Annotated in this window: 23 protein-coding genes; 4 read left to right on the forward strand and 19 right to left on the reverse strand. The window is 54.6% G+C overall.

Annotated features, from left to right (window positions below):
* The 8 genes from ABLV30_RS24845 to mdh form a co-directional block, all read right to left on the reverse strand.
* Nucleotides 1-846: pyruvate carboxylase subunit B (locus ABLV30_RS24845; RefSeq protein WP_348865686.1), on the reverse strand; the 846-nt coding region annotated here is incomplete at its 3' end.
* Between the two features lie 15 nt (nucleotides 847-861).
* Nucleotides 862-1,110: an oxaloacetate decarboxylase subunit gamma gene (locus ABLV30_RS24850; protein WP_265802150.1), complete on the reverse strand. Its 249-nt coding sequence runs from the start codon at nucleotides 1,108-1,110 to the stop codon at nucleotides 862-864.
* 346 nt (nucleotides 1,111-1,456) lie between these two features.
* Nucleotides 1,457-2,074, reverse strand: a complete 618-nt coding sequence (ttdB, locus tag ABLV30_RS24855; protein WP_014227006.1) for a L(+)-tartrate dehydratase subunit beta — start codon at nucleotides 2,072-2,074, stop codon at nucleotides 1,457-1,459.
* Nucleotides 2,074-2,973: a L(+)-tartrate dehydratase subunit alpha gene (gene ttdA, locus ABLV30_RS24860; RefSeq protein WP_025108481.1), complete on the reverse strand. Its 900-nt coding sequence runs from the start codon at nucleotides 2,971-2,973 to the stop codon at nucleotides 2,074-2,076. Before ttdA ends, ttdB begins: the two co-directional genes overlap by 1 nt.
* A 32-nt stretch (nucleotides 2,974-3,005) precedes the next feature.
* Nucleotides 3,006-4,274, reverse strand: a complete 1,269-nt coding sequence (locus ABLV30_RS24865; protein WP_014839648.1) for an SLC13 family permease — start codon at nucleotides 4,272-4,274, stop codon at nucleotides 3,006-3,008.
* 210 nt (nucleotides 4,275-4,484) lie between these two features.
* Nucleotides 4,485-5,150 (reverse strand): GntR family transcriptional regulator, encoded by a 666-nt coding sequence (locus ABLV30_RS24870; protein WP_014227009.1) that lies wholly within the window; start codon nucleotides 5,148-5,150, stop codon nucleotides 4,485-4,487.
* Entirely contained in the window at nucleotides 5,122-5,766 is a 645-nt protein-coding gene (locus ABLV30_RS24875) for a GntR family transcriptional regulator (protein WP_048263770.1), read from the reverse strand. Before ABLV30_RS24875 ends, ABLV30_RS24870 begins: the two co-directional genes overlap by 29 nt.
* A gap of 132 nt (nucleotides 5,767-5,898) precedes the next feature.
* On the reverse strand, nucleotides 5,899-6,837 hold the full coding sequence (gene mdh, locus ABLV30_RS24880; RefSeq protein ID WP_160743493.1) for a malate dehydrogenase: 939 nt from the start codon (nucleotides 6,835-6,837) through the stop codon (nucleotides 5,899-5,901).
* A 413-nt stretch (nucleotides 6,838-7,250) separates the two neighbouring features.
* Between mdh and argR the strand changes: the two genes are divergently transcribed.
* From argR to yhcN-B, 3 genes are all read left to right on the forward strand, one after another.
* A complete protein-coding gene (gene argR / locus ABLV30_RS24885) occupies nucleotides 7,251-7,721 on the forward strand; it encodes a transcriptional regulator ArgR (protein WP_004106225.1) in 471 nt (156 codons plus the stop codon).
* Between the two features lie 354 nt (nucleotides 7,722-8,075).
* A complete protein-coding gene (yhcN, locus tag ABLV30_RS24890) occupies nucleotides 8,076-8,339 on the forward strand; it encodes a peroxide/acid stress response protein YhcN (RefSeq protein ID WP_004106226.1) in 264 nt (87 codons plus the stop codon).
* Between the two features lie 102 nt (nucleotides 8,340-8,441).
* Nucleotides 8,442-8,708 (forward strand): DUF1471 family stress response protein YhcN-B, encoded by a 267-nt coding sequence (yhcN-B, locus tag ABLV30_RS24895; RefSeq protein ID WP_004106229.1) that lies wholly within the window; start codon nucleotides 8,442-8,444, stop codon nucleotides 8,706-8,708.
* Nucleotides 8,709-8,758: 50 nt separating this feature from the next.
* Here the strand turns inward: yhcN-B and ABLV30_RS24900 are convergent, their stop codons facing one another.
* From ABLV30_RS24900 to aaeX, 4 genes are all read right to left on the reverse strand, one after another.
* Nucleotides 8,759-9,034, reverse strand: a complete 276-nt coding sequence (locus tag ABLV30_RS24900) for a barstar family protein (protein WP_004854654.1) — start codon at nucleotides 9,032-9,034, stop codon at nucleotides 8,759-8,761.
* Between the two features lie 139 nt (nucleotides 9,035-9,173).
* Entirely contained in the window at nucleotides 9,174-11,141 is a 1,968-nt protein-coding gene (gene aaeB / locus ABLV30_RS24905) for a p-hydroxybenzoic acid efflux pump subunit AaeB (protein WP_014227012.1), read from the reverse strand.
* 5 nt (nucleotides 11,142-11,146) lie between these two features.
* Nucleotides 11,147-12,079, reverse strand: a complete 933-nt coding sequence (gene aaeA / locus ABLV30_RS24910) for a p-hydroxybenzoic acid efflux pump subunit AaeA (protein ID WP_004854657.1) — start codon at nucleotides 12,077-12,079, stop codon at nucleotides 11,147-11,149.
* Between the two features lie 7 nt (nucleotides 12,080-12,086).
* Nucleotides 12,087-12,290, reverse strand: a complete 204-nt coding sequence (aaeX, locus tag ABLV30_RS24915) for a p-hydroxybenzoic acid efflux pump operon protein AaeX (RefSeq protein WP_002918640.1) — start codon at nucleotides 12,288-12,290, stop codon at nucleotides 12,087-12,089.
* 131 nt (nucleotides 12,291-12,421) lie between these two features.
* On the opposite strand from aaeX, the gene aaeR reads away from it, so the two are divergent.
* The gene (gene aaeR / locus ABLV30_RS24920; RefSeq protein WP_004854659.1) at nucleotides 12,422-13,351 is read left to right on the forward strand and encodes an HTH-type transcriptional activator AaeR; all 930 of its coding nucleotides are present in this window, start codon (nucleotides 12,422-12,424) and stop codon (nucleotides 13,349-13,351) included.
* Here aaeR and fucR read toward each other — a convergent pair.
* The 7 genes from fucR to mreC all read right to left on the reverse strand — a co-directional run bounded on the left by fucR (nucleotide 13,348) and on the right by mreC (nucleotide 23,099).
* Nucleotides 13,348-14,094: an L-fucose operon activator gene (gene fucR, locus ABLV30_RS24925; RefSeq protein ID WP_025108485.1), complete on the reverse strand. Its 747-nt coding sequence runs from the start codon at nucleotides 14,092-14,094 to the stop codon at nucleotides 13,348-13,350. The two genes, aaeR and fucR, sit on opposite strands and share 4 nt — an antisense overlap.
* A 58-nt stretch (nucleotides 14,095-14,152) precedes the next feature.
* Nucleotides 14,153-15,598, reverse strand: coding sequence for a metalloprotease TldD (gene tldD, locus ABLV30_RS24930; RefSeq protein ID WP_202019403.1), 1,446 nt, complete (start codon nucleotides 15,596-15,598; stop codon nucleotides 14,153-14,155).
* Nucleotides 15,599-15,686: 88 nt separating this feature from the next.
* Nucleotides 15,687-19,484 carry an AsmA2 domain-containing protein YhdP gene (gene yhdP / locus ABLV30_RS24935; protein WP_265802148.1) on the reverse strand — a complete coding sequence of 1,266 codons (3,798 nt, stop codon included), beginning with the start codon at nucleotides 19,482-19,484 and terminating at the stop codon, nucleotides 15,687-15,689.
* A 79-nt stretch (nucleotides 19,485-19,563) separates the two neighbouring features.
* Complete coding sequence (gene rng / locus ABLV30_RS24940; protein ID WP_004125826.1) at nucleotides 19,564-21,033, reverse strand: ribonuclease G; 1,470 nt, start codon at nucleotides 21,031-21,033, stop codon at nucleotides 19,564-19,566.
* 2 nt (nucleotides 21,034-21,035) lie between these two features.
* Nucleotides 21,036-21,617: a nucleoside triphosphate pyrophosphatase gene (locus ABLV30_RS24945; protein WP_014839653.1), complete on the reverse strand. Its 582-nt coding sequence runs from the start codon at nucleotides 21,615-21,617 to the stop codon at nucleotides 21,036-21,038.
* A 7-nt stretch (nucleotides 21,618-21,624) separates the two neighbouring features.
* Nucleotides 21,625-22,113 carry a rod shape-determining protein MreD gene (gene mreD / locus ABLV30_RS24950; RefSeq protein WP_004125830.1) on the reverse strand — a complete coding sequence of 163 codons (489 nt, stop codon included), beginning with the start codon at nucleotides 22,111-22,113 and terminating at the stop codon, nucleotides 21,625-21,627.
* On the reverse strand, nucleotides 22,113-23,099 hold the full coding sequence (gene mreC, locus ABLV30_RS24955) for a rod shape-determining protein MreC (RefSeq protein ID WP_004106252.1): 987 nt from the start codon (nucleotides 23,097-23,099) through the stop codon (nucleotides 22,113-22,115). Before mreC ends, mreD begins: the two co-directional genes overlap by 1 nt.
* Between the last annotated feature and the right edge of the window lie 29 nt (nucleotides 23,100-23,128).

Below are 23,128 nucleotides of genomic sequence, written 5' to 3' on the forward strand. Positions count from 1 at the left end.
CTGGCCTTCGAAGGCGTGATATTTCCTGCGCACCTCGCGGAAGTACGCCGCGATGTTCTCAAGCTTCAGGATATCCAGCCCGGTGTCATGTTTTGTGCCTGCCAGCGTCGCCACCAGGGCCTCGGTGGCCGGGTGGCCGTAGGTAGCGCTCATGGAAGAGATGGCGGTATCGACGCCGTCGACGCCGGCCTCGATGGCCTTCAGCAGGGCCATCTCCGCCATCCCGGTGGTGGCATGAGCATGCAGGTGCAGCCTGACGTCATAGCGTTTTTTGATTTCGCTCACCAGCTCGAAGGCCGCCATCGGGGTGAGAATGCCGGACATGTCCTTAATCGCGATGGAATCGACGCCGGTCTCCAGCAGCTGTTCGGTCAGGTCGAGCCAGGTCTGCAGGGTGTGGGCCGGACTGGTGGTGTAGGAGAGCGTGCCCTGGGCGTGGGCGCCGTGGCTGCGCACCGCCTGCAGGGCGGCCTGCATATTGCGCGGGTCGTTCATGGCGTCGAAGACGCGGAACACGTCCATGCCGTTTTTGACGGCGCGCTCGACGAAGCGCTGCACCACGTCATCGGCGTAGTGGCGGTAGCCGAGCAGGTTCTGGCCGCGGAGCAGCATCTGCAGCGGGGTCTTCGGCATGGCCTTTTTGAGCTCGCGCAGGCGGACCCAGGGGTCCTCGCCGAGGAAGCGGATGCAGGCGTCAAAGGTGGCGCCGCCCCAGCATTCAAGGGACCAGTAGCCCGCGTCATCGAGGGCGGCCGCAACGGGGAGCATATCGTCGAGGCGCAGGCGGGTGGCGAAAAGGGACTGGTGGGCGTCGCGCAGGACGACATCGGTAATGGCAACGGTCATGGATTCCTCCGTGAATTAAGGGTTAAGTCGGCGATGGTGGTGGATAGCGGCGGCAATCACCGGCGCCAGGCGGGCGAAGTCGTCAGCGGGCGCGGCGGCGGGTGCGGCCTTCGGCGCGGTAGCCGGTTCGGGGAAGAAGCGGTTGACGGCGGCGGACATGCCGCGGATGGCGAAAATCAGCAGAAACAGAAACGCCAGCACGAACCCCATGCCGAGAAACATCAGGGTGAAGCCTTCACCTAATAGCAGTGCTGCATCAGTCATAAAATAGCCTTCGGGCAGGAGGCACGATAATGATGTTATTTATCCCCGTCATCTTTCAAATTGCTTCTTTGTTGGCCAGCTTCGTTCCCCCCAGTCACTTACTTGCGTAAGCTCCCGGGGATGTAATGAGGGACATCCATGTCCCTCACCAGAGGCAGCCTTTGGCTGTTCAAATTCGTTCCAGACGAATTTGTCTCTCCCTTGCCGCCTCAAAGCAACTCGAAATCTTTTGGGTATATAACGAAAATAATAAGGGTGGATTTCCCTGGACCGCCCGGTCAGAGCCCTTGTTTATTATCGTCATAAACATCACGCCATCATTATCGTGCGAATGATATCATCCAGATTATTTGATAAAGCTTACGTTCTGGCATATTTCATCAGCGACTATCTCTTTACGCTGATTGAAAATAACTTTGTTCTGTTCAAACAGGTTATTACCATGAGTATCAATAGAAACAATTAACGGGCCAAACTCTTTCACCCGACATACCCACAGCGTTTCCGGCATACCGAGATCGCGCCACTGCGCATCTTCAATTTCTTCCACGCACACCGCGGCCACTACCGCGCAGCCGGCCGGGAATACGCAGTGCAGCGCTTTATGCTCCGCGCAGCCCTCTTCAGTGCCCTTGCCCATACCGCCTTTACCAACAATTAATTTCACGCCGGTCTTTGCAATAAATTCTTTTTCGAATTTTTCCATGCGCATGCTGGTCGTTGGTCCGACGGAGACCATTTCAAACTTATCGTCTTCGCCTTTAATCGGACGGACAATAGGCCCGGCGTGTAAAATAGCGCCGCCGCTAACATCAACGGGTAATTCGCGGCCACCTTCAATTAAGCGACGGTGCGCCACATCACGACAGGTAACAATATGGCCATTGAGATAAATAATATCGCCAGCCTTAATATCGGCTAAATCTTCATCTTTAATTGGCGTAGTAAGGATTTTTTTCGTCATCAGAAATTCACTCCGCTGTGAGACATAATGGTGTAGTTCAAGTCTTTATCAAAAACGATATGCCCTTTCCGGTGTGACCAGCAGCCCACGTTCACCGCCACCCCAATGGTAGAAGGATGACGCGCGGTGTTTTCAATATTCACGCCCATAACGGAGGTATTACCGGACATCCCCTGCGGCCCAAGGCCAATTTTGTTAATACCGTCTTCCAGCATTTTTTCCAGCGAGGCCGCACGTTCATTTTCATTATGCGAACCGATCGGACGCATCAGCGCTTTTTTCGACAACAGCGCCGCCGTTTCAACGGAGGTCGCCACGCCCACGCCGACCAGCAGCGGCGGACACGCGTTCAAACCGTAGCTGGTCATCACGTCGAGAACAAAGCGGGTAACGCCTTCATAACCCGCGCCCGGCATCAGCACCATCGCTTTCCCCGGCAGGGAACAGCCGCCGCCAGCCATATAGGTATAAATGCTGCACTGGTCAGAATTGGGGACAATCTCCCAGAACACCGTCGGCGTGCCTTTACCCACGTTTTTGCCGGTATTGTATTCATCAAAAGTCTCAACGCTGTTGTGGCGCAGCGGGGAATCCACGGTCGCTTTAATCACCGCTTCACGCAGCAGCGCTTCCAGCTCGCCGATCAGCGGGAAGTTCGCCCCGCACTCCACCAGAAACTGAATCACGCCGGTATCCTGGCAGGAAGGGCGATCCAGCTCCTTTGCCAGACGCTGGTTCTCAATCATGGTCATAAAGATGACGTCAGCCAGTTTACTGGTCTCTTTTTTATGCAAATCTTCCAGTTTTGCAGTGACGTCATCAGGTAAGACTTTGCCGGTATACCCCACAAATTTGGCCATCACATTGGTCATATGGGATATCTGTTCACTTTTGCTCATACAGGCTCCTTAGTCAGGACAGCTTCCGTTCATTACGGATGAAAAGGGAAAAGGATTGGCAGCAGAATCAGGCTGACAATGGTGGAAACGATAATCAGAGGGATGCCGGATTTGGCGTAGTCGACAAACTTATAGCCACCTGCCGACAGCACCATCATGTTGGCTGGCATACCGATTGGCGTAGCGTAGGCGCAAGAACTGCCGATAACCGTCGCCATTAGCACCGCACGAGGATCGGCGCCCATGCCCGCGGCAATCGACAGGCTCACCGGTACTAACAGCGCGACGGTCGCGGTGTTGGACATGAAGTTAGTCATAATGATGGACAGCGCAAAGACCACCACCAGCAGCATAAACGGCGAAGAGTTTTGTCCCAGCATGCCAATCACGTGATCCGCCACCAGTTTTCCCGCCCCGGTCATTTCCAGTGCTTTCGCCAGCGCCAGCGTGCCGCCGAAGATAAAAATGGTCTGAGAATCAATGGCTTTATAGGCCTGCTTTTCTGTAAGTACGCCGGTAACCACCAGCACCAGCGCGCCGATACAGCCTGCTACCGCCAGACTCACACCGGTCTGCTTTTCGAAAATCATGCCGAGGATCGTGGCGATCAGAACAACCAAAGAGAGGATCTGCTTCCAGCGCGGAACGTGGCTGTAATCGCGCTGTTCACCGATGCTGCCAACTGCACCGCTGTTCGGGTGATTGGGCAGGAATTTATAGCCGATGGTCAGGAAGTAAATAACGCCGCAAATCAGCATCGGTAAACCGACTTTGGCATATTCAAAAAAGCCAAAACCGCTACCAATATTCTGCAAAGCTGACTGCGCAATCAGGTTGCCCGGCGCGCCAATCAACGACAGGTTACCGCCGAGCGCGGCGGCAAAAACCAGCGGCATCAGCAACCGGGAACGGGCAAAGCCTGATTTCGCCGCCACGCCGATAACGACCGGGATCAGTACGGCTGCGGTACCGGTATTGGAGAGAAAACCGGACATCACGCCAACCACGACCATAATGGTAAAAATCAGCTGTTTTTCCGTTTTCGCGAAGCGCGTAATCACGCCCCCCACCTTATTCGCCATCCCGGTTTCAAATAGCGCCCCGCCGACGATAAACATGGCGACGAAGAGAATAACGTTGGTGTCGATAAAGCCGGCGAAAGCCTGCTTGAGATTGAGCACGCCGGTAAGCACCAGCGCGACGCAAACCACCATAGATGTGACCGCGAGGGGGATTTTTTCCCACACGAACATGGCGATAGCAAACACCAGCAAACATAGGGTAATGGTAATCGGTTCCATATTTATAGTTATCCCATCAATGATATATGATATTGTATCCAATATTGACGGGGGGGAAATTATTCCCATACAAAGAGTAAGTCAACGCGTTTTTTTCGAAAGCTTCAGGATTGAGATCTTTATCAAAATCTTGCGAAAGCAGTCACTTATCGAAACTTATTTATGAAATGAATAAGTAAGGCGCCTGCAGCGGTCCTACAGGCGATGCGATCAAGCGGAAGGTTCTTCGACGTAGCGCGTTAGCATGTTCTCCATCGAACGGATGATATGCTCGCGCATTCGCTGGCGCGCCAGCGCTTCATTATGCTGCTCCAGGGCCTGTAAAATCCCCTTGTGCTCGCGGATGGAAATGATCGCGTACTCTTCCTCAGTGACCTTATGCCCCATCGAAAGCCCGTTCCACATATTGCTGAGCAGCAGCTTCATTTTGCCATTTCCCGCCGCGTTCCATATCTCCATATGAAACGCCTGGTTCAGGTCTGAATATTCAGCTGAGTTATTTTCCGCCAGCGCTTTTTCCGCAGAGTAATGCACTTCGGCAATGCGCGAAATGTCCGTCCCGGGACGACACGCTTTAGCGACTGCTTCACTCTCCAGCAGCGCGCGAATCTCATAATGCTCGCGGATCGTTTGTTCGTTAATTCCCAGCACGACCGCCCCTTTATTGGGCCGGACTTTAATCAGCCCATCCGCAGCCAGTATCTGAAACGCTTCACGCACGGGCATACTGGACACGCCGACCATGGTGGCGATCCCTTCAAGGGTAATTTCTTGCCCTTCAACTAAATCTCGCGACAGTATAGCTTTACGTAATACTGCCGCGACCTGCTCTTTCGCTGAAAGAAGCTTAATTTTCCCTAATCGAGGCTTCTGCACTTTCCCAATCCTTCATGTGTTGACGCATTATTTCTGCCAGAGAGAGGAAATAACGCTGCGTTTCCTGCGCGATCTCGGCGCGATCGCCCTGACGAATAGCCTCCATCAGAGAGCTGAGTATTTGCGCCGACTCCTGATTATCCTCTTTCAGATACAGAATGACATAACCGATATAACCATCCAAAAACTGCTGATAAATCTTTTCCAGATAGCGATTATCAATATAAGAAATGAGCGTCTCGTGGAACGCCAGCTCTCGCGCTCGCTCACCGGAATGCCCCAGCGCGCGGGCGCTGGCCGCCAGCGATTCGCCCGCCGCTGCGGGTACCAATGAAAAAAGCTCCGTTGCCATCACCGCAATGGCCCGGAAAATATGGCTGACGTGGTCAGGCGCCAGCCTGGCGACCTGCATATGGCGGTTTGGCAAACGCACCAGAAACCCTTCCTGCTCAAGGGCCTGTAGCGCTTCCCGAACCGGCATACGAGAAAGCCCCAGCTGTTCGGCAATACTCTCCTGCGCGAGCTCATCCCCCGGTTTCATGCTACCGGAAAGGATCTCGTAACGGAGCATTTGCGTAATGTGGTCCCTGGTCTGCTTTCTTTCGATTTTTTTCACAACGTCCTCGTTTGTTACCGCTCAAGACGCGGGGAGTTTAGCAGATTTACCAGCAGGTTGAGTCATTCAGGGGTGGGCGAAAGCCATAAAAAAAGCCGGAACCCAGGCTCCGGCTTTTCTTTTCATGAAACGTTATTTATTCACAAAGTCTTCGCCAAGGGCGATATCTTTCTTCAACGTATCCAGCATCCCCTCCAGCGCCTGCTGCTCAAACGCGCTCAGCGTGCCGATAGACTGACGCTGCTCTACGCCATTTTTGCCTAACAGCAGCGGCTGTGAGAAGAAACGGGCATATTGACCATCACCTTCAACGTAGGCGCATTCCACTACCCCTTTCTCTCCCTGCATGGCGCGAACTAAGGAGAGACCGAATCGCGCGGCGGCCTGTCCCATCGAGAGCGTTGCTGAGCCGCCACCGGCTTTTGCTTCCACAACTTCAGTACCGGCGTTTTGAATGCGCTTAGTCAAATCGGCCACTTCCTGCTCGCTGAAGCTGACGCCCGGAATTTGTGACAATAAAGGAAGGATAGTCACGCCGGAGTGGCCGCCAATCACCGGAACCTCAACATCTAATGAAGATTTGCCTTTCAGTTCGGCAACAAAGGTATTCGAGCGGATAATATCCAGCGTTGTGACGCCAAAGAGCTTGTTCTTATCGTAAACACCGGCTTTTTTCAGCACTTCTGCGGCAATCGCCACGGTGGTGTTCACCGGGTTGGTAATCACCCCGACGCAGGCCTGCGGACAGGTTTTGGCGATTTGCTGTACCAGATTTTTCACAATACCGGCATTAACATTGAATAAATCGGAGCGATCCATGCCGGGCTTACGCGCTACGCCCGCGGATATCAGCACCACATCAGCGCCTTCCAGCGCAGGGGTGGCGTCTTCGCCGGAAAAACCTTTGATTTTTACATCGGTAGGGATATGGCTTAGATCAACCGCCACGCCCGGGGTTACCGGAGCAATGTCGTACAACGAGAGTTCTGAACCTGAAGGCAGTTGGGTCTTAAGTAGTAGGGCAAGCGCCTGGCCAATTCCACCAGCGGCGCCGAGGACTGCAACTTTCATCCTAAACTCCTTATTATGGTTAAAATAGTCTTTCGTTACTCCGTCGCCTGGACCTTAATTCACAAGATGAACAATTACAATAATTATGGCTGAAGAATGCGTGGTCGTGCGCAGCGATGCAGCAGCTTCGCATTTTCCTCCCTGAGACTGACCATCCAGCAAAGCGTAGTACCGGATCGACTGTTGGTTACAATACACCCAGCGCATTGAGCAGAACAACATCATTTAATAACATTTCATTTACTTTTGTGGCAATTTGCGCGCCGTGACGAAAGCATGTTCCTTATTAGGGTTTTTTGCTAAAATATGCGCCCTTCATAACATTATTTACGCTTCTCCCCTGCGGATTATTTGCATAAAAATGCATGTTTATGCATAATGATGTTGTTTTTACCACCATAATTGGGTGACTTATGCGTAGTTCGGCAAAACAAGAAGAACTGGTTAAAGCGTTTAAAGCGCTGCTTAAAGAAGAGAAATTCAGCTCTCAAGGTGAAATCGTTCAGGCCCTGCAAGAGGAAGGCTTCGATAATATCAACCAATCGAAAGTCTCACGTATGCTCACCAAGTTTGGCGCCGTACGCACGCGTAACGCCAAAATGGAAATGGTTTACTGCCTGCCCGCCGAGCTTGGCGTCCCGACGACCTCCAGCCCGCTAAAAAACCTGGTGCTGGATATCGATTATAACGATTCGGTCGTGGTTATTCATACCAGCCCAGGCGCAGCGCAGCTGATCGCCCGGCTTCTGGACTCCCTTGGCAAAGCCGAAGGGATTCTCGGCAGCATTGCGGGTGATGACACTATCTTTACCACCCCGGCCAGAGGTTTTACCGTTAAAGAGCTGCATGACGCCATTCTCGTCCTGTTTGAGCAGGAACTCTGATGCCCTTCCCTCTGGTTAGCGCCGGAGGGTATCCCTTCAAAAAATTATCATTTCTTTAACATTTTGTGTGTTTTTCCGCTTCTATACATTCATTTACGTGATGAAACCGGCTTAAGCGCACAAAAGATCAAATTCACCTATCCTTATGATTTTATTAGCCATAATGACCAAGCATGGCGAAGAAAAGACATTTCTAATTCTTATATGTTATAAAAAAGACATTTCTTTGTAATTATTTACATGAAAAACAATTAGCAAGGTATTAATATTTTCAGTGATTAGTGTATACTTGATTTTGTGATGAGGGTCACGAAACAAAGACCCCCAACAAAAAGATTCGACGAGGTGAATATCATGAAAATCAAAACCACTGTAGCAGCATTAAGCATCCTTTCCGTTCTGTCTTTCGGCGCCTTCGCCGCTGACTCTATCAACAGCGAACAGGCTCAAGGCCGTCAGGCAATCGGCACCGTTTCCGTCGGCGCGGTAAGTTCTTCCCCGATGGATATGCACGAAATGCTGAACAAAAAAGCACAAGAAGAAGGTGCTTCTTCATACCGCATTATTGAAGCACGTACCGGTGACCACTGGCACGCAACGGCTGAACTTTATAAATAAGATTTAACGATTGTCGGTCATTAACTGAAACAGAATCTCTCCAGCGGCCCCAGGTTCATTAAGCCTCCCGCCGCTGCAAATATTAAGGTTGGAGAAAAAATTATGAAAAGCGCAATTATCATCGCATCCCTGGGTCTGGCTTCCGTTCTCTCTTTCGGCGCAAACGCCGCCGTTAATCAAGTGAACGCCGAACAGGCGCAAAATCTGCAGTCCATGGGCACCGTTTCCGTTTCTCAGGTAGGCAGCGCGCCGATGGATATGCGTCAGGAACTGGCGGCTAAAGCTGAGAAAGAAGGCGCCAGCAGCTACCGTATTATTGAAGCCCGTACCGGCGATAACTGGCACGCTACGGCTGAGCTGTACAAATAAACCCTCGTCGTCTTATCCGACGACTTGCCCCCGCTCCGTCGGGGGCTTTTTTATGACTGCCGCACATTAAAACGCAGCTCCCCTTCCAGCTCCTCTTCCGCCTCATCAAAGAGCAGAATTAACGCGCCGAAACGCCGGCGCTGATTATCGCTTAAATGAATAAACTCAATCTCCAGCGGTAAGGGTAACAGCCCGGCGGTCACGGCTTCCCACAGAGAATCCAGGTTATTCACTTTCTCACGCGCTAAAGCAAAGGTACGAGAAAACTCACGATAAAAATCCTGCTGCTCAGCTATTTCATCAAAATCAAAGGTATAGGTAGTCATTGCCCGCATCCCGTCCACACCTGCAACTTTTCATAGCCCGGTCATCCCGGCGTGTAGTTCCACTCTGACGGCGGAATTCATACTCTGAGCGTTAAGTATAGCGATAAAAAAACCGACGCTTCGGCGTCGGTTCTGGCGGCTAGCTGTTGGTTAACACATGCTGGTACTTATGCAGCATCTCCACCAGCCTTCGTACCGGCTCGGTCACCTGTGGAGAGGCTTCCCAGTGCTGTAATTTTTGCTGGTAGATATCCAGTTCATCAAGCAAGCGGGCAAAATAGTAGCGGCGTTTATCATCACTACTGGCTGAAATGACGCGATCCGCGGTACGTCGCAGCTGCCGGTGAAAGGCCGACAGATCGTCATTTATCGGTACCGGCGCATCGCGCAGACGCTGATGCGCGATAATCAGGGTCAGCGCCAGACGAAAGCGGGCGATATCGCCAGGGAATTTATTCAGCAACAAAAAGAGCTGACGATACAGGGCCGGCAAGTGGTTCTCTTTACGTCGCGCCATATTGGTGGTCAGCGATGATACCGCCGCCGAGACAAACTGGTTGAGCAGCACGCGGCCGGTGCGGGCCTGCGAATTATCACGCACCAGCAGGATCACCATCAGCGCAAGGAAGCATCCGACAATCTGGCCCAGGGCACTATCAAGAAACTGGTTGAATTCAAACTTCATCGGATTGTCGAGCACCAGAATATTAATGGTGCTGGCCAGCGCCCCCAGCGAACCGAGCCGCCGCTTTTGTACCTCGATGCCGATAAAAAAGGCCATCACCGCCAGGCTGATACACAGCAGCAGCATACTTTGCTGCGTCGCGGGCATAATCACGAGGAAAAACAGCGCCCCCAGCGGTAACGCCGCCAGCGTGCCGTAGAGGAAATCGATAGCTACCATCCGCGGATTAGGTAAACGCATCGCTAAGGCCGTGACAACCGCAATCATGACCATCGCCCCGCTTCCTGAAGTCCAGCCGGTCCACAGCCAGAACAGCGTACCGAGGATACAGGAGATAGACGTACGCCAAAAGTTGACCATCGCATGGTGCCGCTCGGCGGATTCCGCCTTCACCACCACTTCGCCTTGCAGCACTTCCTCTTCAATACGGCTGATTTTGGTATTGCCGACCACGCCCCGCTTCAAAAGCAGATAGCGCGTCGCAGCGCCTACCCAGCTGTAGATCGTCACCGGCGTATTGTGCTCTCCCTTCCAGGTCAAGAAGCGGCGCATCCGCTTTAGCTGGCGGTGCACGTCCTGCACGGTCTCGACCGGTTCAGCAAACAGCTCGCGGTAATCATCCGTCACCATCTCAGGCCGGGTATTCTGAATCAAATAGGTTTCACAGGCCTGAGTAATTAAGGTCAGAGAGAGGGTATTGATCGCCTTCAGCCGCTGATTCACTTTTGCCCAGCGCGAGGACTCCATGATCAAGTTGCCGCGCATCCCTTCAAGCCCGTTGGTACGACGCACCAGCGCGCTCCATGCCTTATCGACGTCATCTTTATCACCATGCGCCACGCAAAGCTGCATCAGGCGATAGTGATCGATCAGCAGATTATCCAGTTCAAGGTCGATCTCTTTTTTAATCGAACGCGGAGAAAACAGCAGGTCGGCCACAATGGCGCTGACGATACCGATGACAATCTCACTGCATCGCTCAACGGCGAACTGCGGCGCCAGCATCGGCTCTTCATGAATAGTGATAATAATGATAAGCGCGGTATAGCCCGCCAGGCCCCAGGCATAGGAGTTCTCAACCCGCACCAGCGAGGAGATCCAGGTGCAGAATCCGGCCCACAGGCAGCATACCAGCACCATCAGCAGCGGGGCGCGGATCATCAGGATGATGATCGCCAGCGCGGCGATACAGCCGATAAAGGTGCCGGCGATACGCAGCATCCCGCGATAGCGGATCGCCCCGGAGTAAGGCTCCCCGCCTGCGGCAAACGCCGGGCCGGCAGCAACGATGGCGGCGGTAAGCACCGCCCAGCGCGGCGTTTCCAGCTGAAAATGAAAACCGACGAATAACGCCAGCACCACCGCGCAGGCTAACTTAACGGCGAAGCGGAGATGCCGGAGTTCGATGGTGAAGATCCCCATGGCGATTAACCGAACTCACGCAGGCGCATCGCCAGTTTCTGGAAGAAGTTTGCCTGGCGAGTATCGCGATCCTCTTTACCTGTAATCACCACCGTCGCGGTGGTACCCGCAGGCCAGAGATTGCCCTGCTGTTGATCGAGGCGAATACGTACCGGCACCCGCTGTGCCAGACGTACCCATTCAAGGTTAGAATCAATAGAGGCTAGCCCTTTTGAATCGCTGCTGCTGCTGGCATTGGTGACGCCTGCAGCAATGCTGTCGACGGTGCCCCTGAGGGTGTGTACGCTTCCCAGCGGGGTAATTTCAGCACGAAAACCGGGGCGCACGCCCTCAAGCTTGGTCTCTTCAAGATAGGCCATAACGTAGAAGGTATTCTGCTTCACCAGCGCAACCGCGGTGGAGCCTCGGGTGATAAACTCGCCGCGGTAAACGTTCAGGTTGGTCACCCAACCGTCGGCCGGGGCGCGAATCACCGTACGTTCAAGGTCAAGCTTCGCCAGGTCGCGACTTGCCGTCGCTTTGGCTAATTGATGCTCAACGGTTTGCAGAACGTTATTCGCCTGGTCTATCTCTTCCCGGGACATGGCCTGGACGCCAAGGCGGTTACGACGGCCGGCTTCGACGCGTTTCTCCTGCGCCAGAGTCTGATAGTAGGAGACATCGGCTTCAGCCTCGGCTAACGCCTTCTGGTAACGCGGCTGGTCAATGACGAACAAAACCTGGTCTTTCTTAACCAGTTGGTTATCCTTGATATTCACCTGCGAAATCAGGCCGGAGACATCGGGAGCGATGGCCACAATATCCGCACTAAAACGCGCATCGCGCGTCCAGGGCGAGGCGGTGTAATACACCCATGCGCGAAAAATCGCCATAAATGCAAGGATAACCAGTATCACAGTGATTGCGGTACGGAGGATATTTCTTGTTAGTGTTTTCACATCAACCTCAAACGAACAAACGTGATATCAGATAAAACAGGCAGCAATATAGCGCGGTATTAAACAGTGCCGGGTGCCAGACAAAATCATAGATGCCCGTTGGAACCAGCAGGCGGTGCACCAGCCAGAAGATGGCTAGCGACAATAGCAATTCAAAGAAGATCGGCGGAAACGACAAGCCGAAAATCACAATGACAGGAAACAGACTCATGATGACCTTGATAAGAAGCGTACAGGTGATATGCGCGATGCGTTTATTATTAAGCTAACTATATAGTAACGTAACAATTGCGGTCTTATCTATAATGTGTGATCTAAATCACTTTTAAGCCAGAGTGAATAATGGAACGATTAAAACGCATGTCCGTTTTTGCCAGAGTGGTCGAATTAGGTTCATTCACCGCCGCGGCCCGCCAGCTCCAGATGAGCGTTTCTTCCATCAGCCAGACGGTAGCCAAACTGGAAGATGAACTGCAGGTTAAGCTACTCAACCGCAGTACGCGCAGCCTTGGCTTAACAGAAGCGGGAAAAATATATTATCAAGGCTGTCGGCGAATGCTGTTCGAAGTCCAGGATGTCCATGAGCAGCTGTACGCGTTTAACAATACGCCCATCGGTACGCTGCGCATCGGCTGTTCTTCAACTATGGCACAGAATGTCCTGGCTCGCATAACCGCCGATATGCTCAAAGAGCACCCGGGTCTCTCAATCAATCTGGTCACAGGCATTCCCGCGCCGGACCTGATTGCGGACGGCCTGGATGTGGTTATTCGCGTGGGAGCGCTGCAGGATTCCAGCCTCTTTTCCCGCCGCCTGGGCTCCATGCCGATGGTGCTCTGCGCGGCAAAAAGCTACCTTCAGCACGCCGGATGTCCGGAAAAACCGGCGGATCTCGCCAGCCACTCGTGGCTGGAATACAGCGTCCGGCCGGATAACGAATTTGAAATCATCGCTCCGGAAGGGATTTCAACCAAGCTGATCCCTCAGGGCAGATTCGTCACCAACGATCCGATGACGCTGGTGCGCTGGCTGACGGCAGGCGTCGGCGTGGCTTACGTTCCGCTGATGTGGGCGATCGAAGAGATCAACCGCGGCGAACTGGAGATCCTGCTGCCGAGCTACCAGTCCGATCCGCGACCGGTATACGCGCTGTATACCGAGAAAGATAAGCTGCCGCTTAAGGTACAGGTATGCATTAATTACCTGACTGAGTATTTCGTCGGGGTGGCGAAGATTTACCAGGGGATGCACGGCCGGGGGATTGCCCGCTAGCGGCCCGAGCCCGCCACAGAGGGTAAGAACAGATTATCGGGCCCGGCATCGGAAATAATCTGCGTTACGTCGCGGAGATTGCCGATACGCACCTCGCCGGAACGATCAAATTTGCTTTTGTCGATTAATAATAGCGACTGTGCCGCCCGTTTCAGAAGCAGCGATTTGTAGGCGGCATTATTGGCGCTGGAATCCCAGAGTACGCCATCGTTATCGATCCCCTCGCAGGAAAAAATAAACAGATCGATCTCCAGCGATTTGACCTGAGAGAACAGCGCCGGATTAACGTAATAACCATACTGACGCAGGAGCTGCCCCCCGGCGCTGATCAGCTGGATCCGCTCACGGCGGCCCAGCTCTACGCAGACCGGATGGCTATTGGTAAACACCGTCAGGGTCATATTCGGTAGCTGACGCGCCAGAAACCAGCAGGTTGAGCTGGCATCCAGGGCGATCGTCATTCCTTCATCAATCCACGCCAGCGCCGTACGCGCGATATCAGATTTATGGGCATAATGGCTTTTCACGCGGCTATGAAAAGGCTTCTCGCCGTTGTGATTGTTACGCTGGAGAACGCGCGCCTGCCCGTGGCTACGCTGAAGACGCCCCTGCTTCTGCAGCTCGCTCAAATCGCGACGAATGGTCTCGATACTGACCTGCAGCAGATGGGACAACGCTTCGGTGGTTAAGGTGTGATGCTGGTTGAGTAGTTCGACTATCTGCTGCTGACGCGCGGCTTTCATCGCGACTCCGCGGAGGTGATTTGCGCTTTCGCCGCGGGCGAAAGCGCCTTGAGAAGTATCAGGCGGTACCGCCGACGGTGAGTTTATCCACTTTGAGCGTTGGCTGACCGACGCCAACCGGTACGCTCTGGCCCTCTTTGCCGCAAACGCCGACGCCGCTGTCCAGCTTCAGATCGTTCCCCACCATCGAAATCTGCTGCATCGCTTCGATACCTGAACCGATAAGCGTCGCGCCCTTCACCGCTTTGGTCACTTTACCTTTTTCAATCAGGTAGGCTTCAGACGTGGAGAAGACAAATTTCCCGGAGGTGATATCCACCTGACCGCCGCCGAAGTTCGGCGCGTAGATGCCGTAATCGACCGATTCGATAATCTCCTGCGGCGTAGATTTCCCCGCCAGCATGTAGGTGTTGGTCATACGCGGCATAGGCAGGTGCGCGTAGGATTCGCGACGACCGTTACCGGTTGGCGCCACGCCCATCAGCCTGGCGTTGAGCTTGTCCTGCATATAGCCTTTGAGAATGCCGTTTTCGATCAAAACGTTATACTGGCCCGGCGTGCCTTCATCATCAATGGCAAGGGAGCCGCGACGGTGAGCAATGGTGCCATCATCCACTACGGTGCACAGCTCAGAGGCCACCAGTTCGCCCATATGGCCGCTGAATACCGACGTCCCGCGACGGTTAAAGTCACCTTCCAGGCCGTGACCGACGGCTTCATGCAGCAGGACGCCAGGCCAGCCCGCGCCCAGCACAACCGGCAGCATCCCGGCAGGCGCCGCGACGGCGGTCAGGTTGACCAGCGCCATACGCACGGCTTCTCTCGCCCAAACATCCGCGCGAACGTCGCCATCCTGCGAGTCCAGGAAATAGTCGTAGCCAAAGCGGCCGCCGCCGCCGCTGGCGCCGCGCTCGCGTTTGCCATCCTCTTCCACCAGCACGCTGACGGAAAGGCGAACCAGCGGGCGAACGTCCGCCGCCAGCGTGCCGTCGGTGGCGGCGACAAGAATTAACTCGTAGACGCCGGTCAGGCTGGCGGAAACTTCCTGCACCCGCTTATCGGCCGCGCGGGCGGTTTTATCTACCCGGCGCAGAATATCCAGCTTATCTTCCCGGCTCATACTTTGCAGCGGATCGATGCTGGTATAGAGGGAACGATGTTCCACCCCACCAAGGGTATGCACTTTACCATCCCCATGGTCGCGTACAATGGTGCGGGCCGCCTGTGCGCTCTGTTCCAGCGCCAGTCGACTAATCTGGTCAGCATAGGCAAAGCCGGTTTTTTCCCCGCTCACCGCGCGGACGCCAACGCCCTGGTCGATATTGTACGAACCATCTTTAATGATGCTGTCTTCAAGAACCCAGGACTCGTGATAGCTCGACTGAAAATAGAGATCGCCGTAATCCAGACGGCGCTCGGCCAGCTGGCCAAGAATGGTAAACAGATCCTGATGATTCAGGCCGTTTGCCGACAGTAATTGTTCACTTACCAGGTTCAGACTCATCGTTTTGCTACTCGTTTGTTGCCGCCTCAGGGGCGGAAATAAAAAAGGCTATCTATTGAGAGTGCGGTAATTACGCACAATCGTCAAATCATTGCTTTTTGTCGCTCCGCGCCTGGCGCAGCACTTCGTTAATTTGCGGCTGATCGATAGGACCGGTGATGCGATAGCGCAAAATAGAGACCTTGTTCCACAGCGGCCCCAGTACCTTACTGGCCGCAAAGACCGCGGCGCCGATAATCGGGTTAACGGCAAAGGCCGCGGCGACGCCCACGGTCGCAGAAATCTCCGGCGCGACCACGGCCTGCATATCCAGCTGACGACGCACGAGATCCACCGACCCCTTCATGGCGATATCCGCTTCCAGACCATCGACCAGCGTATCGTCGGTATGCAGAACGCCGTCTTTAATCCACGCCGTACTGCGAATGGAATCAAAGTAGAACCCTTCGCTGAACGTATCGCTAAAGTCGAAGCGCAGCTTGCGCAGCAGCGCGTCAACGCTCAACAAACGCAGAAGCTGGCCGGCATGACCGGTGCTGAGGTCGGTAAATTCGCCTTTTCCAAGACGGCTTTTGAGGATCCCGTTAAGCGAGGCAACGTCGGGCTGCCACGGCGGCGCACGCCAGTGCAGGTCATAATCAATATCAAACGACGAACCTTTTACCGGCGTGGAGACGCCGAAGAAGTTCACGAAATCGTCGGTTTTATTGCCGTGCAGCTTACCTTTCAAAGAGGTTCGTACGCCCGCCGGCGCGCTCACCCATACGCCATCGGTCGTCAGACGGCCAAAACCGGTATCGACCAGTCCGTTCGCCAGCGTCAGGGTATCGCCGCGAATATCAAAATCCCCTTCGATACGGCCATATTTTTGCCCCCACAGCCAGCACTCGGCGCAGCGAAGCTGAAGGTCCGGCCAGCCGTGGAAATCAATGTTGGTATCGGCCAGCGGGGCGCTGCTTTTTTCTGTACCGCGGCTTTTCGCCGCCGTTGGGTTGTAGTAGAGATAGCGAACGGCCGCCAGCCACGGGGCGTTCTTCCGCATCGTCAGGGTTGCGTTGACTTCACGCCCCTGGGCTTCGATCTTCGTTCCCCCGGCATCGGGCCGGGAGACAAGGCTAACGTTATTCCAGCTCTGCCCCGCCATCGTTAACGCTGGCGTTCGCAGCGTGACCTGCTCCGGGAAGACGAGATTACTGCTGACGTCATTCGCCGCTCCGCCCTGGAACAGCGCCAGCCACTGCGCGCCATCCATCGGTGGCATATTCAGCTCCACGCCCGGCTGCTCGGGAAGCGGAGAAACGGCTTTACTGTCCGTGGTTAAAATAGCGCGGTCCAGGGTCAGCTTATGACCCAGCAGCCAGCGGCTATTAATATGATTCTTCGCCCCCATGGACCCGGCCAGATTAAAACTGCTTAAGCCGCCATCGACCTTAATTTTTACCGGCAACGGCTCCCCGGCCTGCTTATCTAACGGCGCAGGTAAGTGACTACTTACACTCTTCAGGTCAGCGTTGAGGTCAACCTTATAGGCCGCGCTACCGCGATACGGAAGCTCAATCGCGACTTTTCCGTCCCAGGGCACGCTGCCGCTCAGGGTGCCGTCCAGGGATTTCGGCAATAAACCGGTACGCGCAGGCTGCCAGCTGGCGTTCATCCCGACGTTCACGAGAAATGCTTTCGCGCCTTCGGTGGTCGAGAAATCAAGATTCAGCGGCTGATTAAACCAGCTCGCGCTCATCGGCTCGCTTTTCAGGTCGCCGTTTACAAAGCTGAATTTACCGCTCAGGTTCTGCAATGTGGTATCGATAGGCTTGATAAACAAGCTGTTATTGTTCAACCGGACATCACCTTTAGCGGTGGTCATCTCGCCATCCAGGGGGATATCAAGATGTAAGCGAGCGCTAACATTACCGTCCAGCTGGAGCTCATCCAGCGCCGCGCCCAGCGTCTCTTTCAGCGGCGTCTCGTTAAAATAAGGGCCAACCTCTTTACCCGGGCCGTTAACGTCGGCATCAATCAGCAGCTTTTCTCGCGAATAGTCGGGAATCACCGCATCGAGATTGCTGGCGGTCACATTGCCGAGCATCGCCTTATCGGCCTTCATCCATAGCCCATCATTGATAAAGTTAAGGTCGATATTAAGCCCGGTAAGCGCGGGCCAGTCAGGCTGAAAGGCAAAGGTGGCGTTCTTGAGCGGCACCGTGACCTGGAATTGCCCCTCATTATGCTTGTACGGGAAAAGATGCGGGTTACCGCCATAAGCCAGCGTAGCATCGGTGGCCTGACCGCCTTTAATGGCTCCGCTGAGGTAATCCACCAGCGCTTTGCCCATCAGATTTTCCGGGAAGTAGCGCCAGGCCTGTCCGCCATCGTTGGTACTGATACCGGCCAGAATACCGAGCCAGGGTTCGTCGCCCTGCGGCTGCAGATAGCGGAACCCACCGCGAGCGCGAACGCCGGTAGCCTGTACGTCAATATCGCGACCATCGAGCATAAAACCCTTGTCATTCTTCACCCAACTGAGGGTCGCATCGCCTTTGGCGATCTCCAGCGGCGCACGAAAGACCGTTTCATAGGGCATTTTCGCCTGCGTCATGCTGGCATGCAGAGTACCGTTTTCTACGCTCCCGGCAATGTTGCCGGAGAAATGCTCAGCCCCTGGCAGCAGCTTCCACTGCTTCCAGGACATGTCGCTCCAGTCCGCCCGGAAGCGCGTTTTTTCCGCCATTTGCAGCGGAATATCCAGCGCCAGAAGATTGATTTTGCCGTCCGGCTGCGTCGTACGCCAGATTTCGCCCAGCGACGGAGCCAGTTTATCCGCCATCGGCTGCAGCCCGGTCAGACCGCTAAGGTTAAGGTTGCTGGCGCGAATGCGCAGCTCATCGCTGCGTTGACCATTTTTTCCGCCCACATCCTGAGCCGGGATCCACGCCATCGACAGCGCGCCGCGCGGCCAGGGTTTGTCATCCATCGAGATGCGCGTATCAGGGATGTGAAAGCCCCAGCTTTGATTATCGCGATAGATGTGCGCCGTCAGATTATCAACCGACAGATGGTGCTTCTCTTTATCGCCCTGCCAGCTGGCGCCGCCTTTTTTAAGCCATACATCGCCGCTGGCGACATCGCCTTTGTCGATAGTCATCCAGCCTTCCAGGCTAAACCGCGCGCTCTGCAGGGCGATGTTGTCCTGCATCCAGCGCCCAAGCCACGGCTTAACGTCGATATCATCCGCCTGAAGCCAGACGCGCCCCTTATTGAGCAGGCCGTCTTCATCGCGCAGGTCCATTCGCACCTGCATCACGCCGTGCTGGCCGGTCAGGCTGCTGAGGCTAAGCTGCCCCTCCGCGCGATGGCGATTTTTACCGTTCAGCCAGGTAAGCTGCGGAATGGTGAGCTCCGCACGCTGGCCGGAGATGGTCAGAAAGCTCAGATGGCTATCGCGAAGAATAAAGTGATCGAACTGGCGGAGGAAAAGATCGCTGATACGGTCGGTTTTCAGCCCTTCACCGCTATTATTCGTTTGAATGGGGGTATTGGTATGAACCTGCAGCTGCCAGAAGGTCAGATCGCGAAACTGCCAGCGCATATGCAGCAGGCTTTGCCAGACGTCGAGCGCCAGGGTGACGCGTTTAGCGGAAAGCTCGCCGCCATCATTCAGGCCGGCCTTAACATCGCGGACATCAAGCGTCGGGCCAAAAGTCTGCCAGCTGGCGACAATATTTGAAGCATCGACCGGTACGCCGGCCATCGCGGAGACTTTTTCCAGCACCTGCGGACGCCAGCTGTTTAACTGCGGCAGAACGAGACGCAGACCGCTCACCAGCAGTGCGACGACAACAATCAATGTTGCCACGGTGAGCAGTAATATCCCGGGCAGTCGCCTCACGCATCTCTCCTTGTCAGCCTGTTACGCGTCATCCTTTTGCCCGCCTCTTTATCCCGACATCAGCAAGCAAAACGGATGATTACATCATTACTACATCAAACTGCTCTTGATTATAGAGCGGTTCAATTTGCACTTTGACCTGCTTACCGACAAAGATCTCGACTTCTGCCAGCGCGTGCGACTCTTCCCCTTTCAGCGTTTCCGCTACCGCAGGAGAAGCATAGACCAGGAACCGGTCGGAATCGTAGGCATGGTGCACGCGCACGATTTCGCGCATGATTTCATAGCACACCGTTTCCACCGTTTTCACCGTACCGCGACCGTGGCAGGTAGGGCACTCATTACACAGCACATGCTCCACGCTTTCGCGAGTACGCTTGCGGGTCATCTCTACCAGCCCAAGCTGGGAGAAGCCGTTGATGCTGGTTTTAACCCGGTCTTTGCTCAGCGCCTGCTCAAGAGAGTGCAGCACCCGACGGCGGTGATCTTCATTGTTCATATCAATGAAATCGATGATGATAATCCCACCGAGATTGCGCAGCCGCAGCTGGCGGGCAATCGCCTGGGTCGCCTCAATATTGGTATTAAAGATAGTATCGTCAAGATTACGGTGACCGACGAATGCCCCGGTGTTGATATCAACGGTGGTCATCGCTTCCGTTTGGTCAATGATCAGATAGCCGCCTGATTTCAGTTCAACTTTGCGTTCCAGAGCGCGCTGGATTTCATTTTCCACGTCAAAGAGATCGAAAATCGGCTGACGGCCGCTGTAGTGCTCCAGCTTGCTGGTCATCTCCGGAATATATTCGGCGGTAAACTCCAGCAGCGATTCGTAAGTCAGACGAGAGTCAACGCGAATCCGGTCAAGATGCGCATCGGCGAAATCACGCAGCACGCGCTGCGCCAGCGCCAGTTCGCCGTACATTTGATATCGGGTCTGCTGGCGCTTTTTGCGTTCCATCACTTTTGTCCAGACGCGCTTGAGATAGGCGGCATCTGCTGCCATCTCCTGCTCATGAACGCCTTCCGCCGCGGTACGGATAATGAATCCGCCCTGCTCGTCACAGTATTCAGAGACCACTTTTTTCAGGCGTTCACGTTCCGCTTCGCTTTCAATACGCTGAGAGACGCCGACGTGCGAAGCGCCGGGCATAAAGACCAGATAGCGAGAGGGAATGGTGATATCGGTGGTCAGGCGGGCGCCTTTGGTACCGAGGGGGTCTTTCACCACCTGCACCATTAAATCCTGCCCCTGGCGCACCAGCTCGGAGATATCGCGGACGGCGAACTGTTTTTGCTCTTCGCCCGCCACGCACTCGGTGTGCGGCATAATATCGGAAGCGTGCAGAAACGCGGCCTTATCCAGGCCAATATCTACAAAAGCCGCCTGCATTCCCGGCAGCACCCGACTGACACGACCCTTGTAGATATTGCCTACTATTCCGCGTCGCGCTTCACGCTCAATATGAATTTCCTGAAGTATACCGCCATCAATATAAGCGACGCGCGTTTCTGATGGCGTTACGTTAACTAATAATTCAGCAGTCATCTTTATCCCTTTTCTTCACGCAGTGAGTTAAAGTTACTTAGCAACTCATACGTTTCCACCAGCGGTAAGCCAACGACGGCGTGATAGCTGCCATTTATCTTCCTGACGAAACAGCCACCCAACCCCTGAATACCGTATGCACCTGCTTTATCTAAAGGTTCGCCGCTGGCGACATAATCGGCGATATCCTGCCCTGAGAGCACGCGGAAAGTGACCTCCGTGACCACCAGGCAATCCAGCGTCTGCCGCTTATCAGCCAGCGCCACGGCGGTCATCACCTGATGAGTCTTTCCGGAAAGCATGCGTAGCATCTCGGCGGCGTGCCCGCCATCGCGCGGTTTTTCCAGCACTTCACCGTTAAGGATGACAATGGTATCCGCGCCTAAAACCGGGAGATCGCGCGGTGCCAGCGCGACGCCAGCCTGGGCCTTTTCGCGCGCCAGCCGGACCACATACTGCTGGGCGCTCTCCTGCGGGCGGCGCTGTTCCTCAATACCGGGAACCACGCGCTCAAAAGCGAGGCCAAGCTGTGTCAGCAGTTCCTGCCGACGCGGAGAACCTGAAGCAAGATACAGAGTCGTCATATCAACCTTATTGCACCGCAAACTGCTGGCGCACTTTACGCATCAGCAGGAAAATCCATGGCCAGAGCACACCGTTTACTACACTACTCCAGAACACTTCCGGACGGAAAGAGACGTTGATCACTAAAAACTCTGCCCAGAAAACAATGATATCCACGGAGAGGGATAACATGACCACCACCAGCGCCTGTTGCCAAAGCGCCAGGTTGCGGAACAGTTGATACTTCAGCGCAACCAGATAAGCCACAATACTTAATGATAGTGCGCGAACGCCAAGCGTCGACCCGCTGATGAGATCGAGGATCGCGCCCATCACAAAGCCTGTGCCAACGTTAACCCGGTGGGGTAGCGCGAGGATCCAGTACAACAGGATAAGCAATACCCAGTTTGGCCGGTAGACGCTAATGTCCGCCGGCCAGGGCATAATCTGCAGCAATAGTGCGATAAGAAACGAGAGCCAGATAACCCAGCGTCCCTGGCTACGGTAACTTGCCACTATTGCCCTCCTGCTGGCAGAGGCTGCTGTGGCATACCGGTTGCCGGCGCGGGCATCTGCGGCCCCATCGCATCCGGCGCAGGCAGAACCTGCGGCATCATCTGCATCAGGCGTTCATTCGCTACGCGATGAACCTCTTCCGGCGTCATCGGATTCGCGCCGTTGCGATCGGCTCCCCACAGCAGCAGCAGATAACGCAAGCGCTGCAGACCGGCAGTCGGACGCGCCTGAATCACCGTATACGCACGCTGCGTATCCAGCTTAACGGACGAAACCACCCCGACCGGATACCCTTCAGGGAAGCGGCCGCCGAGACCCGAAGTGACCAGCACGTCGCCGACGCGAATATCGGTATTGGCCGGCAGATGTTCCAGCTGTAAATCGTCAGTACAACCGTTGCCTGCGGCAATGACGCGAATATCGTTACGCAGTACCTGAATCGGTAACGCATGCGTGGCATCGCAAATCAGCAGCACGCGGCTGGTCAGCTTCGCGACCGCGACCACCTGACCCACAACGCCTTTATCACTGATAACCGGCTGGCCTTCGTAGACGCCGTTAACGCTGCCTTTATCGATAACCACCTGATCGCTATAGGGGTCGTTAACCGTTGAGATGACCTGGGTCACCATTTTTTGCTCGTCCTGGCGCAGCGGAGAGCCCAGCAGCTCGCGTAGACGCGCGTTCTCCTGTTTGTACTGACCCAGCATCAGTAAGTCGCTGTTCTTGAGCAGCAATTCCTGACGCAGCGCGCGATTTTCCAGTTCGAGCTGATCGCGGGTGGCCAGCGTTTGCGAAACGCTATCCAGCAGCTCCCGGGGACCATTAGAGACAAAGTAGAAAGGGCTGACGGCTGTATCCATATACGTTCGAATTTGGCTGAACGTACCCAGGCGGCTGTCGGCGATTATCACGCCAAGCGCCACCAAAACCGCCAGAATAAGGCGAATCTGTAGCGACGGGCCACGGCTAAAAATTGGCTTCATAGGCTATGCGTATTCTCGTGTCAGTTAAG

The sequence above is a fragment of the Klebsiella sp. CN_Kp113 genome (assembly GCF_040064585.1).
Taxonomy (GTDB): domain Bacteria; phylum Pseudomonadota; class Gammaproteobacteria; order Enterobacterales; family Enterobacteriaceae; genus Klebsiella; species Klebsiella michiganensis.

Coding starts and splice junctions, on each gene's coding strand:
- ABLV30_RS24850 (WP_265802150.1), bottom strand. CDS start 1,110: ATGACTGATGCAGCACTGCTATTAGGTGAAGGCTTCACCCTGATGTTT.
- ttdB (WP_014227006.1), bottom strand. CDS start 2,074: ATGACGAAAAAAATCCTTACTACGCCAATTAAAGATGAAGATTTAGCC.
- ttdA (WP_025108481.1), bottom strand. CDS start 2,973: ATGAGCAAAAGTGAACAGATATCCCATATGACCAATGTGATGGCCAAA.
- ABLV30_RS24865 (WP_014839648.1), bottom strand. CDS start 4,274: ATGGAACCGATTACCATTACCCTATGTTTGCTGGTGTTTGCTATCGCC.
- mdh (WP_160743493.1), bottom strand. CDS start 6,837: ATGAAAGTTGCAGTCCTCGGCGCCGCTGGTGGAATTGGCCAGGCGCTT.
- argR (WP_004106225.1), top strand. CDS start 7,251: ATGCGTAGTTCGGCAAAACAAGAAGAACTGGTTAAAGCGTTTAAAGCG.
- yhcN (WP_004106226.1), top strand. CDS start 8,076: ATGAAAATCAAAACCACTGTAGCAGCATTAAGCATCCTTTCCGTTCTG.
- yhcN-B (WP_004106229.1), top strand. CDS start 8,442: ATGAAAAGCGCAATTATCATCGCATCCCTGGGTCTGGCTTCCGTTCTC.
- ABLV30_RS24900 (WP_004854654.1), bottom strand. CDS start 9,034: ATGACTACCTATACCTTTGATTTTGATGAAATAGCTGAGCAGCAGGAT.
- aaeB (WP_014227012.1), bottom strand. CDS start 11,141: ATGGGGATCTTCACCATCGAACTCCGGCATCTCCGCTTCGCCGTTAAG.
- aaeX (WP_002918640.1), bottom strand. CDS start 12,290: ATGAGTCTGTTTCCTGTCATTGTGATTTTCGGCTTGTCGTTTCCGCCG.
- aaeR (WP_004854659.1), top strand. CDS start 12,422: ATGGAACGATTAAAACGCATGTCCGTTTTTGCCAGAGTGGTCGAATTA.
- fucR (WP_025108485.1), bottom strand. CDS start 14,094: ATGAAAGCCGCGCGTCAGCAGCAGATAGTCGAACTACTCAACCAGCAT.
- tldD (WP_202019403.1), bottom strand. CDS start 15,598: ATGAGTCTGAACCTGGTAAGTGAACAATTACTGTCGGCAAACGGCCTG.
- rng (WP_004125826.1), bottom strand. CDS start 21,033: ATGACTGCTGAATTATTAGTTAACGTAACGCCATCAGAAACGCGCGTC.
- ABLV30_RS24945 (WP_014839653.1), bottom strand. CDS start 21,617: ATGACGACTCTGTATCTTGCTTCAGGTTCTCCGCGTCGGCAGGAACTG.
- mreC (WP_004106252.1), bottom strand. CDS start 23,099: ATGAAGCCAATTTTTAGCCGTGGCCCGTCGCTACAGATTCGCCTTATT.